9 protein-coding genes and 2 pseudogenes are annotated in these 12,096 nt (G+C 33.3%); 4 read left to right on the top strand and 7 right to left on the bottom strand.

The genetic code is table 11. The annotated features are described in order from the left end of the window. The first annotated feature begins 246 nt into the window (after positions 1-246). Positions 247-1,124 (top strand): annotated as a pseudogene (locus Q0929_RS08930) (transposase). Between the two features lie 75 nt (positions 1,125-1,199). On the opposite strand, the gene panC reads toward Q0929_RS08930, so the two are convergent. The 7 genes and pseudogenes from panC to bioB all read right to left on the bottom strand — a co-directional run bounded on the left by panC (position 1,200) and on the right by bioB (position 8,237). Then, positions 1,200-2,042: a pantoate--beta-alanine ligase gene (gene panC / locus Q0929_RS01610; protein WP_299237843.1), complete on the bottom strand. Its 843-nt coding sequence runs from the start codon at positions 2,040-2,042 to the stop codon at positions 1,200-1,202. After that, positions 2,042-2,479, bottom strand: coding sequence for a hypothetical protein (locus Q0929_RS01605; RefSeq protein ID WP_299237842.1), 438 nt, complete (start codon positions 2,477-2,479; stop codon positions 2,042-2,044). Before Q0929_RS01605 ends, panC begins: the two co-directional genes overlap by 1 nt. 4 nt (positions 2,480-2,483) lie before the next feature. Further along, on the bottom strand, positions 2,484-3,149 hold the full coding sequence (locus Q0929_RS01600) for a rhomboid family intramembrane serine protease (RefSeq protein ID WP_299237841.1): 666 nt from the start codon (positions 3,147-3,149) through the stop codon (positions 2,484-2,486). Then, complete coding sequence (locus tag Q0929_RS01595; protein WP_299237839.1) at positions 3,136-4,359, bottom strand: MFS transporter; 1,224 nt, start codon at positions 4,357-4,359, stop codon at positions 3,136-3,138. Before Q0929_RS01595 ends, Q0929_RS01600 begins: the two co-directional genes overlap by 14 nt. Next, entirely contained in the window at positions 4,356-5,354 is a 999-nt protein-coding gene (locus tag Q0929_RS01590) for an NAD(P)H-dependent glycerol-3-phosphate dehydrogenase (RefSeq protein WP_299237838.1), read from the bottom strand. The genes Q0929_RS01595 and Q0929_RS01590 overlap by 4 nt, the downstream gene beginning before the upstream one ends. A 174-nt stretch (positions 5,355-5,528) precedes the next feature. Further along, a pseudogene (locus Q0929_RS01585) lies at positions 5,529-6,551 on the bottom strand (IS200/IS605 family accessory protein TnpB-related protein); the annotation flags it as partial. A gap of 687 nt (positions 6,552-7,238) precedes the next feature. Beyond that, the gene (gene bioB / locus Q0929_RS01580) at positions 7,239-8,237 is read right to left on the bottom strand and encodes a biotin synthase BioB (RefSeq protein ID WP_299237837.1); all 999 of its coding nucleotides are present in this window, start codon (positions 8,235-8,237) and stop codon (positions 7,239-7,241) included. Between the two features lie 385 nt (positions 8,238-8,622). Between bioB and Q0929_RS01575 the strand changes: the two genes are divergently transcribed. The 3 genes from Q0929_RS01575 to glp are packed head-to-tail and all read left to right on the top strand — an operon-like array spanning position 8,623 to position 12,007. Beyond that, complete coding sequence (locus Q0929_RS01575) at positions 8,623-9,186, top strand: YqiA/YcfP family alpha/beta fold hydrolase (protein ID WP_299229118.1); 564 nt, start codon at positions 8,623-8,625, stop codon at positions 9,184-9,186. Beyond that, on the top strand, positions 9,183-10,775 hold the full coding sequence (gene carB / locus Q0929_RS01570; RefSeq protein WP_299237836.1) for a carbamoyl-phosphate synthase large subunit: 1,593 nt from the start codon (positions 9,183-9,185) through the stop codon (positions 10,773-10,775). The genes Q0929_RS01575 and carB overlap by 4 nt, the downstream gene beginning before the upstream one ends. Before the next feature lie 2 nt (positions 10,776-10,777). Continuing rightward, a complete protein-coding gene (gene glp, locus Q0929_RS01565) occupies positions 10,778-12,007 on the top strand; it encodes a gephyrin-like molybdotransferase Glp (protein ID WP_299237835.1) in 1,230 nt (409 codons plus the stop codon). Positions 12,008-12,096 lie beyond the last annotated feature (89 nt).

Genomic DNA, 12,096 nt, shown 5'->3' with positions numbered 1-12,096 from the left:
CCAAAAATTTTTAAACTTTAAGAGAATAAGTTTTATAATAATTACAGACATGAGAGAAAAGGGAAGGACAGATCAAGTTTCTGTCATTGGTCTTTTAAGGCCGCTGTAGGATGTTTTAGACTGTCCTTCCTAAAACTTCCTAAAACCTGAATCAGAACATTAGGCTTTCAAGCCTGTATTGATTACGATGATAGGTTATCAGGAAGTTTCTCTCATGTCAAGTATTTTATGAAAGGAGGTGCTTTTATGAACAACTATAAAATTGTCGTAGGAGTAGATGTATCTAAAAAATCATTTACTGCAACAGTATTGTATGATAACAAGAAAGAAACTTTTGAAGTTAAATCTGACCCAGTAGAGTTTGAGAAGTAGTAAATCCTTTTTCAATAAAGAAGTTTATGGAAGCTAAAATGTCAAGAGTCAAAACATATAAAGCTGATTCATACTACAACAGCAGAATATGGAAGAACGTTTTTCGATGGAGAGCTTTATAAACCAAAACCAGATGTAGAAAAAGAAATAGAAGTAAAACTAAAGATATTAGAAGACTTAAAGCATCAGCTTACAATGCTAAGAAATAAAAGAGAATCATTAAGTCATGTACCGATGAAAAAATTGAAAGAGAACTTGGAATATTACGATGAGCTAATCAGAAAAATAGAAAAAAGCATAAAAGAGCTTGAGAAAGAGATAAAAGAATTGTCTAAGAAGAATTTTCAAGAGGAGTACAAACTTTTAAAAAGTATACCTGGTGTAAGTGATAGGGTTATAGGAGTAGTAATATCAATATTTGGAGGATTTAAAAGATTTAAAAGTGTAAAGGAAGCAGCTAGCTTTGCTGGTTTAAATCCAAGTCCATATGAAAGTGGATCAAGTGTAAAGAAAAGTGGCAAGATAAAGAAGATGGGAAATCTATATGCAGGAAAGATGCTATACATGGCAGCATTATCAGCAATAAGGTTTAACAAATACTGTAGAGAATTATACGAAAGGTTAATAAGTAAAGGTAAAGCTAAAAAGTTAGCATTAGTAGCTGTAGCACATAAGTTATTAAGGCAGGCATTGGTGTATTAAAAAGTAGAAGACCATTTGATGAAAATTTTTGTACTCGACATTTAACATAGAACATCTAAGGCCGTAGGCCGAAGGATCTCCTTTTTCAAAATTCTATATAAAATTTCTCACCTAAGATATCATCTTTAAAATTCAATATTATCAATAAGCCTTGTATTTCCTATATATACCGCTACTGCCAACACGTCTGATTTTTTTACTTTATCTACCGGCTTTAATGTATTACTATCAACGATTTCTACATACTGAATTTCTTTTAGATGTTTTGCTTGGGATATTATCTGTCTTACTCTTTCTTTTATAAGATTTGGGTCTGTTATTCCATCTTCAAACATTCTTTTTGCTTCAAACAATGCTTTATTAATATAAAGTGCCGATTCTCTTTCTTCAGTCGATAGATATTTATTTCGTGAAGACATAGCTAAACCATCCGGCTCTCTTACAACCGGACAGCCAACTACATTGACCGGAAAGTTTAAATCTTTGACCATCCTTTGAATAACTTTAAGTTGCTGAAAATCTTTTTTTCCAAAGTATGCATTGTCTGGACAAACTATATTAAAAAGCTTTGCTACAACTGTTGCCACACCTTTAAAATGACCCGGTCTAAAATCTCCACACAAACCTTTTGAAAGCTCTGAAACTTCAACATAAGTTTGAAACCCGTCAGGATACATTTCTTCATAGCTTGGATAGAATATATAATCTACATTTTCTTTTTCACAAAGACTTTTATCTCTTTCAAAATCTCTTGGATATCTTCCAAAATCTTCGTTTGCTCCAAACTGTATTGGATTTACAAATATACTAACGACTGTAATATTATTTTCTTTTTTGCTACATCTGATTAAAGACAGATGCCCTTCGTGAAGATAGCCCATCGTTGGAACAAAGCCTATTTTTTTACCTTGCCTTTTTAAAGATAGCATCAAAGTTTGCATTTGTCTTGGATTTGTAATTACTTCCATCACATGCTGCCCGATGTTAAGTATTTGATAAACTTTTCGTTTTGACTTTTGTTTAGTATAGATTGAACTGCTTTGAATAAATTTATATCTAAAACCGTAAGCTCTGTTTTTAACTTTGCTATTTCTATAATAAGATTTTTTATTTTCTGTGGGTCGTTAGATTTATAAACTGTATCTGTAAGTTCTGCCTCTTTATCTTTTAAAATTCTTGCTTTTCCAAGCATTATTGGAAAGTATTTATCATACTCAGCTTTTATAAGTTTAATCTGTTTTGGAGATAATTCCAAATCCATTTTTTGAAGTAAAGATGGATCATATGGTGTAAACCTTGCTACAAGATAGTATTTATCCATCCAAGCATAATCATTTTGAGAAGAACTGAAAGATGGGCTTATCAATGTTAATAAAAATCCGAGTCCAAAAATAAATTTTTTCATTGTTTTACCTCGTATATATCACAATTTTTTTAGCTCTTGGATATAGATTATCTATTAGATACCAACCTGCAAGAAATCCACCAATATGGGCATACCAAGCCACACCGCCAAGAGATGTTGGAATAAACATGGCTGATAAAACTTGAATAACAAACCAATAACCTATAAAAAACCAGGCAGGAAGAGCAAAGATAAAGAATATAAACGGTGGAATTACTGCATAAACTCTTGCAAAGGGATAAAGCTTTCCGTAAGCCGCTATTATACCGCTAATTGCTCCTGATGCTCCAACCATAGGTATGTTTATGTCTCCTACTAATATAGCAACTGCAGATTGAAGTATTGCAGCAGCAAACCCGGACATAAAATACAATATTAAAAATCTAAATTTTCCAAGTGCATCTTCAACATTATTGCCAAAGATCCATAAAAACAGCATGTTTCCAAAAATATGTGCAATATTTCCATGAATAAACATATGTGTTATAAAATTTAAAAGATTAAAGTGAATAAGGTCAAGAGGAAGAAGTCCGTAAGTTCTAATAAATATTTCGAGCTCTTCATCGGACAAACTCATTTCATGAAGAAAAACACCTACATTAAAACCTATCAAAAGTAAAGTTATTAATGGGAATGACCTTGTAGGTACATCATCTTTAATTGGTATCATTATTTAAAACCTCTTTTTTCTTAGGCATCTCCATTGTAGAAACCAAGCCAAGCCAAATAACGGTTAGTATGATTAAAAATATAAAATTAAAGTTTGCTGAATCATCTAATTTTAATAAATAACCGCCAACAGCACCTCCAACAAAAGCACCAACAAACTGAGCAGTGTTAAACACCCCAGAAGCTGTTCCCTTAACATGTGGTTTTGCATACTTACTCATCAACGATGGCATGATTGGCTCCAACATCATAAATCCGGTAAAGTAGACAACAATCGCTAAAACTGTAAGATAAAAGTTATTTTTAAACATTAAAAACATTATAAATGAAACTATCAACACTAAAATTCCAAGCATTTTAACTTCTTTTATCTTGTTTTTCTTTTCGGCAATTATTGTGGATGGAACCATTATAGTTAATCCTACAAAAAACATAAGTAAGTAAATTTTCCATAAATCTTTTACGTTAATCGTATGCTGATGTGCAAAGATAATAGGAACTGCTGTAAATACCGCCGTTAAAGTCATATGTAATACAAACATTCCAAAGTCCATTTTTAGAAGATTTTTATCTTTTAAAACGACACTTAAATATGAAGATGTAAACTCTGCATCATCATGGTGTTTAACTACAGGAGGCTCTTTTATTCCAAAGATTATATAGGGCAGAGAAATTAGACCAAGTATTCCTGTAAATGTAAATATGCCAGCTAAACCAAAATGAGAAGCAATCAGTGGTCCTAATACCATACCAAAAGCAAACGCCATACCAATAGATGCACCGATAGTAGCCATTGCTCTTGTTCTTATCTCTTCTCTTGTCATATCAGCAAGAAGTGCAATAACTACAGAAGAAACAGCCCCTATACCTTGCAAAAATCTACCAATGATTAAAAGATGTATATTTTCTATACTTGCAGCATAGGCTGACAAAAAGCTACCAAGAATAAATATTATTGTGCTTGTTATTATGATTGGCTTTCTACCAATCTTATCACTCCAAAGCCCGTATGGTATCTGAAAAATAGCCTGAGTAAGACCATAAGCACCTATTGCAAGACCTGCCAAAAATGCATCTGAACCTGGCATATTCTTAGCGTAAATACTTAACACCGGTAAAGCTAAAAATAGTCCAAGCATTCTTAGTGCAAAGATAAAAGCCAAGCCTAAGGTAATCTTCTTCTCTTCCGGTAAAAAATCTTTATCTATCATTTGTTTTCCTCCATAAATTCAAATTTGTATCCTCTGTTCATAAGCTCCATGGCAGCATCTTTTGGATTTAGATTTTCATAAAGAACTCTATAAACCTGATAAGATATTGGTAGCTCAATGTTATATTTATTTTTTATATCATAAACTGCTTTCACTGTTGTATAACCTTCTACAACTTGACCTACCTTTTTTAAAGCTTCTTCTACCGAGTAGCCTTGACCAATAAGCATTCCAAACGTCCTATTTCTTGATAATTCTCCCGTTGCAGTCAAGACTAAGTCTCCAAGTCCAGATAGTCCGTAAACTGTTTGTGGATTTCCACCATATATTTTTACTATTTTACTGATTTCATACAAGCCTCTTGTAATTATACTTGCCCTTGCATTATTCCCAAAACCAAGTCCATCACTAATCCCGGTAGCTATTGCTATCACGTTTTTAATAGCTCCTCCTACTTCTGCACCTACCAAATCATCAGAAAGATATACTCTAAAAGTCTTTGTATTTAAATAACTTAAAAGCTTATTACCTATTTCTGTATTTCCGGCTAAGACAACGGCCGTTGGTAGTCCTTTTATTACTTCTTTTGCAAATGATGGACCGGATAAAGCAAATATATATTTTTTATCAGTACCGAGACTTTCTTCTATGATATCAGACACAAGCTTTAGACTTTCTATTTCTATTCCTTTTGATGCAGAGATTACCGGCTTATTTTCTATCTTTACTCTTGATAGTGTCTGTCTAATATACTGGGTAGGAATTACTACGATGAGAATATCACTTTTGTTTATCAATTCTTGTAAATCATGGATTGGCTTAATGTTTGTATTTAGCTTAATATCCGGATGGTATTTTACATTTATGTTTGAATTTTTAACGCTATCTAAAACTTCTTTGTCTATATCCCAGATAAAGACATTTTCAAAATTGACACTAAGAACCTGGGCTAATGCAGTTCCCCAACTGCCTGCACCAATTACTCCTAAATTCAAATTCTCCTGGTCAACCAAACTGTACAAAACTGTAAAAACGTGAAACGTTCAACGTTCAACGTGAAACGTGAAAAAGTGTATCAGTTTGCACAGTTTGGGTCAGGGTATTTATAGTCCGCCATTTCAGACACTTCCGACCCTGACAGGCGGTATTTTGGAAGTGTCATAGTCCCATGTATATGCAGGATTGACTTTTCTTACTTCTATTCCATTTCTTCTTGCTAAAACTTCTATTTTTTCTAATAATCTCTTATAGCTCCATTTTTGTAGCCTTCTTCTTAATTTTGCAAACCCATCTCCTCTCTTGCCTTTTGGTAGTTTCTCTAAATTCTCAATAGCAATAGCTTTCTTTTCTTCTTTTGCTATCTTTATTATTTTATGTGCTATTTGCCATTCTAAATACTGTCTTTTTTCTGAGGTTGCTTCTAATAATTCGTTTAAATCAATTCTTTCGTATTTCGCTAAATTTCCGTCTTTACTTGTAAAAGCTAATGCAAGATGAAATGGATATGCGTTTAAGTCTATGTCTATTATTCCGTTGTCTTTTTTGATTGTAATGGGTGGTATTTTTTCTTCGATAGATATAAAAGCATATATTTTGCCATTCTTTGTTTTTAATCTAACACTATACGGAAACCATTCTCCGTATTTGTATGCATTTTCAAGCATAAACATAAAATCTATCCATTTGTCATTTTTTCTTTTAACATCTCTAATTACTCTTGCGTAGATGTGTTGCCTATTTCCTGTATTTATTCTTAAATACAATTCATCATTTATCCACTCAAACCTTAAATTCAGATTTCCTTGTTTAGATTTATCTCCTCTTGAGTATAAATTTCCCTGCCTGCTTTCTTTCCATTTTGCTTTTAACTCTTTTCTTCTTTTTCCTGTTAAATGGTTTCTCTTTAGTTGCTCAAATACTTTTCTTGAGCCAAATATAAGCTTTTTTGGATTTTGCTGTCTTTCTTCGCATGATGAGATAGTAGATCGTGCTAAAAGTATAGCATCGCCCGAGTATCTTGTGTTTATGCCAAATAATTTTGATAGTTGTTTTTTTAAATCTTTCTCTTTTTCGCCCTCTAACAATCTCTGGTATGCATATCTCATAGCAGATGAAAATCTACGCATTAAATCTAATACTATCTTTTTATCTTGCGTATTTTGAAATTCAAGCAGGCATTGGAGTGTTGTCATCTTTAATTACTCTCTTTTCTTACAATTTACAATTTTACGCCATTTGTTTTTATATTATCAATATACGCTTTTTTACACTTTTTTACAGAAAATAGTAACTGCCTGAGCACCTCCTAAAAAAACTCCTTGGTGGTAGTTAAAATTTTAATAGCAGAAATTCCGCCAAGGAGGTAAAAATGCAAAACTCCAATCTTTATTTTACACTATTTCAAAAAATCTCTGATATCTAATATTCTTACACTTGCCAGATTCCTAATTCATCCTCTATTCGATCTCGGCATCTATTTAGAAAATCAAAATCAGAAGGAGAAAGGTTAAGACTTTTATTGCTCATGTATATAAATATGCTATTTGTTATGGCTTTTTAGAAAAAGTAAATTATGGAGGGAGGCTGCTTGTAAAAATCCACATCGTCATTCTGAGTGAAACGAAGAATCTCCTATTTTTCTTTTCAAGTCAAAAATCAAAAGAGGAGATCCTTCGGCCTACGTCCTCAAGATGACGAATAGAGTTACCCCTAGTTAAGCCTATGATTATCAAGTTTTTTCGTTATCCTGAAGACTTTAGTCCGAAGGATCTCTTTTTAAAATTCTTATAATATAAAAACCGCCAATTTCTCACCCCAAGGTATTTCTTTCTATTTCTTTTAACTTATACATTAAAAATTTTGGAACAATCTCGCTTAAATTATTTACTCACACTAAAACTTGCACCATTTTTAATAAGTTCTCTTCCTAATCTTCTTGCCATTTCTTCATCTTTACCTGGTTCTCTTCCTGCTCTTGTTAAATAACCCCCTACCATAAGACAGTTAGCAATCTCAAAAGCAACATCATGATAATCCTTTAAATTTAGCTCCCTACCGCCACACAACCTAATCTCAGATTTTGGATTAAACAATCTAAACAACGCAATAATTTTTAAGCATTTTAAAGGTGTTAGATTATGTTTATCTTCAAGAGGTGTTCCGGGAATTGGGATTAAAAAATTTAACGGTATTGAATCTACTTTTAAATCTCTATAAGTCATTGCCAAATCTACAATGTCTTCGTCAGACTCTCCCATACCAAAAATTCCACCGGTACATGTAGATAAACCAACCTTTTGAATCTTTTTAATCGTTTCATACCTTTCTTTCCAGGTATGAGTAGAGACAATCTTCGGAAAATATCTTTCAGATGTTTCTAAATTATGATTTATCCTATCTACTCCTGCATCTTTTAACTTAGTTAAATCTTCTTCATCGATCGTTCCAAGTGAACAACAAACTTTTATTGGATAACTTTTTTTAATCTCCTTTACAGCATCTGCTATTTTATCTACTTCTTCCTTGGAAGCTCTCCTTCCACTAACAACTATACAGTATCTGTTAGCATTTATAGCAACAGCTTTTTCTGCACCTGAAAGCATCTCATCTTTACTAACTAATCCATAAGCATTGATGGGTGTTTTATAATGTGAAGATTGGGCACAAAATGAGCAATCTTCTGTACAAGCTCCATTTTTAGCATTTATCAGACTGCAAAACTCCATCTGATTTTTAAAAAAATACTCTCTAACTTTTGAAGCTTCTTCAACAAGCTCCATTACTAACTCATCAGGAATAGATAGAATCTGAAGCCCTTCTTCTTTTGTAAGCTTTTCTCCGGATATTACTCTCTCTGCAAGATTATTTAAAATTTCCATTATTTCCTCTCGTTAACCCAATTTTACAGAAAAGTTTACATTAAAAAACATGACTTTTCAAGTTGATGTATAAGATGCTATAGAAATCTTAAGAGTTTTCCTTTGCATTAAACAAATATTCCACGTATAGCGAAATATCTATCCATGCTTACCTAACTCAGCGTTAGACTCTGACAAAGGTTTAGAATATTCAAGGGAGAACCCTTGCACCCTTTTAGTCTCTCAAGATACATTTCTATCAGTATCTTAAGGACCGAGGTGTTCCAAAATTCTTGCAAGCCTACCTTTCCGTGTTGTTCCGAGGACGAAGTCAGAAGGATCTCTTGAATATTTTTAAATTTCAAATATTGTAAAATATATTAAATCAATCTGAGGTGTCTTAGAGATGAAAATTTTGTACATTCATGGATTTAACTCTGCCGGTTATGGCGATAAAATAAACCATCTGAAAGAAGCCTTTGGTCCGGAAAACATCATAGCTCCTACATTACCTTATCAACCCGACAAAGCAATGAAGTTATTAGAATTTTTGACAGATTCAATAAAAGATAAAGATAAACTTTATATCTTTGGAACGTCCCTTGGTGGATTTTATGCTTTATATTTAGCAGATAAGTTTAAAATAAAAGCGGTTTTGATAAACCCATCAATAGACCCATACAAATCTTTACAAAAGCAAGTCGGACCTCAAAAAAACTTTAAAACCGGTGAAGAGTATTATTTTTCTCAAGAAAATTTAGAAAGTCTAAAAAACTTTTATGTAAAAGATTTATTAAGTTTAAAAAATCTTGTTTACGTATATCTTGATGAAGAGGATGAACTTTTAGACAGTAAAGAAACAGCAAAATATTTTGACGGTTTTCATGTTGTGATGTATCCGGGCGGAAATCATAGGTTTACTCACATGAAAGAGCTTATTGAAGATTTTAAAAAGATGGAGGCTTTATGAAGCAGAAAATAATCATTCTTGGAAGTGGTCCAAATAGAATTGGTCAAGGTGTAGAGTTTGATTATGCATGCGTTCACTGTGTTTGGTCTTTAAGAGAAGAAGGATATGAGGCTATAATGGTAAACTGCAATCCAGAGACTGTATCAACAGATTATGATACTTCTGACAAGTTATTCTTTGAACCTATTGTACTTGAAGATGTTTTAAACATTATAGAAAAAGAAAAACCATTTGGTGTAGTTGTTCAGTTTGGAGGACAAACACCGTTAAAGCTTGCAAAACCATTAGAAAAATTAAATATACCGATTCTTGGCACATCTCCAGAAAGTATAGACATTGCAGAAGACAGAGAAAGATTTAGAGATTTAATCATAAAGCTTGGAATAAAACAGCCAGAAAGTGCAATAGCAAAATCAAAGGATGAAGCTGTAAAAGTAGCCCAAGAAATAGGTTTTCCAGTCCTTGTAAGACCTTCTTACGTCCTTGGCGGTAGAGCTATGAGATTGGTCTATGACATGGAAGAGCTTTTAAAATACATAGAAGAAGCTGTCATGGTTACAGAAGACAGACCAATTCTTATAGATAAATTCCTTGATGGAAGTATAGAGGTTGACGTTGATTGTGTTTGTGATGGAGAGGATGTTTTAGTTGGTGCAGTGATGGAGCATATAGAAGAAGCCGGCATCCACTCAGGAGACAGTGCTACTTGCATTCCACATTACACACTTCCGGATGAGGTAGTAATTAAGATAAAAGAGCAGTCAAGAATGCTTGCAAAAGCTTTAAATACGATAGGACTTATAAACATACAGTATGCAATAAAGGATAATGAAATTTACATTATTGAAGCAAACCCAAGAGCATCAAGAACAGTTCCATTTGTAAGTAAGGCTATCGGATATCCACTTGCCAAGATTGCATCAAAGGTTATGATTGGCAAAAAATTAAGAGAAATCGTTCCGGAAGTTTTCCAGATAAAAGACCCACATCCGGCAACAGATTTCCACTCAAAAGACTTTAAATACTTTGCAGTTAAAGAAGTAGTTTTCCCTTGGAATAGATTTCCGGAAGTAGACCCATTACTTGGTCCAGAGATGAAAAGCACAGGAGAAGTGATGGGCATTGATGAAGACCTTGGTCTTGCATTTTGGAAAGCACAGGCTGCAGCAGGACAAATACTACCAGAAAAAGGAAATGTGTTTATATCAGTAGCAGACAAGGACAAACCTTACATTTTAGATATTGCAAAAGAGCTTAAAAATCTTGGATTTAATATTTATGCAACAACGGGAACTTATAAATACTTAACACAAAATGGCATAGAAGCTAATCTTGTAAACAAGCTTTCAGAAGAAAGACCAAACATCGTTGATAGAATTAAGAACAACGAAATAGCTTTAATCATAAACACACCCTCCGGTAAAAGAGAAAGGTCTGATGCATACTATATTAGAAGGGCGGCAGTTGCAACAAAAACACCATACTTTACAACTGTAAGGGGTGCCCAAGCTGCTGTCATGGCAATAAAATCGTACAAAGAAAAAGGATTAACAGTAAAATCATTACAAGAAATCCATGCAGGAGTTTAAAATTGATTACATATGAAGAGGCTTTAAAGATAGTTTTGGAAAAAACTAAACCACTTGGAAATGAAAAAGTTTTTATACATCAGGCTTTAAACAGAATATTAGCAAAAGATATATATGCTGACAGAGACAATCCACCTGCTGATAACAGCGGTATGGACGGCTTTGCTGTAAGACATGAAGACATCATCGGAGCATCTGAGGATAATCCAGTTCCTTTAAAAATCATCGGTGAAAGCAAAGCAGGAGATTTACCGCCAAAATTAGAAAAAGGTACTGCGATTCCAATATACACAGGAGCATTAATTCCAGAAGGTGCAGACACAATAATCCAAAAAGAATTAACAAAAGTGGAAGGAAACACTGTATTCATTCTTAAAGAATTAAAAAAAGGTGCAAACATCAGAGAAAAAGGCGGAGACTATAAAGCCGGAGATTTACTAATTCCAAAAGGAAAAAGGTTAAGACCTGCTGAAATTGGAGTTCTCTCTTCTGTAAATAAAGCAACCGTTTATGTAAAACAAGTTCCAAGAGTTGGAATCATTACAACAGGAGACGAGATCTTAGATATAGGAGAAAACATCACAAAAGAATCTCAAATAAGAACATCAAACACATACTCACTTTATACACAAGTTTTAGAGACAGGAGCTATCCCAACAATCATAGGCTTTGCTAAGGACAATCCAGAGGATATAAAAGAAAAATTAAAATGGGCTAAAAACTGCGATGTATTACTTACAACGGGCGGAGTATCTGTTGGTGAGTATGACCTTGTTAAAGACTTTGTATCAAAAGAGTTGAATGTAGATATTCACTTTTGGAAAGTTTCAATAAAGCCGGGTAAACCGGTTGCATTTGGTACATGGGGAGGAGAGGGTGAAAAAATCTTCTTTGGAATTCCAGGAAATCCTGTTGCTTCCATGGTGGTTTATGAGATTTTAGTAAAACCAGCCATAAAAAAGATGATGGGATATCAAAATCCAGAAAATAAGATATTCACAGGAATCTTAACAGAAGATTTTAAAAGAAAAAGTGCAGATAGATTAGAATTTATAAGAGCATATGTTGAATACAAAGAAGATAATTTTTACGTAAAACCATTTAGTAAACAAGCTTCTAACATGCTTACAAGTATGGTAAGTGCTAACGCATTGGTTTTTGTTGATAAAGATATTCATCAAATAGAAGCAGGAGAAAAGGTAAGGTTTATCCTTTTTGATAGGGAGATTTAAAGTCTTGGCGAGATTTTACTAATTGAATAAGTGAACCTTGAGACTGCTTGTAAAATTCAACCTTGTCATTCTGAAGCCGGCGAAGAATC

It is taken from the genome of Sulfurihydrogenibium sp., assembly GCF_028276765.1.
GTDB lineage: Bacteria > Aquificota > Aquificia > Aquificales > Hydrogenothermaceae > Sulfurihydrogenibium.
Note: the sequence above shows the minus strand (reverse complement) of the source record. Positions and strands in the feature narration are given on the sequence as shown.

Coding starts and splice junctions, on each gene's coding strand:
- panC (WP_299237843.1), bottom strand. CDS start 2,042: ATGGAAGTAATTACAAATCCAAGACAAATGCAAACTTTGATGCTATCT.
- Q0929_RS01605 (WP_299237842.1), bottom strand. CDS start 2,479: ATGAAAAAATTTATTTTTGGACTCGGATTTTTATTAACATTGATAAGC.
- Q0929_RS01600 (WP_299237841.1), bottom strand. CDS start 3,149: ATGATACCAATTAAAGATGATGTACCTACAAGGTCATTCCCATTAATA.
- Q0929_RS01595 (WP_299237839.1), bottom strand. CDS start 4,359: ATGATAGATAAAGATTTTTTACCGGAAGAGAAGAAGATTACCTTAGGC.
- bioB (WP_299237837.1), bottom strand. CDS start 8,237: ATGGAAATTTTAAATAATCTTGCAGAGAGAGTAATATCCGGAGAAAAG.
- Q0929_RS01575 (WP_299229118.1), top strand. CDS start 8,623: ATGAAAATTTTGTACATTCATGGATTTAACTCTGCCGGTTATGGCGAT.
- carB (WP_299237836.1), top strand. CDS start 9,183: ATGAAGCAGAAAATAATCATTCTTGGAAGTGGTCCAAATAGAATTGGT.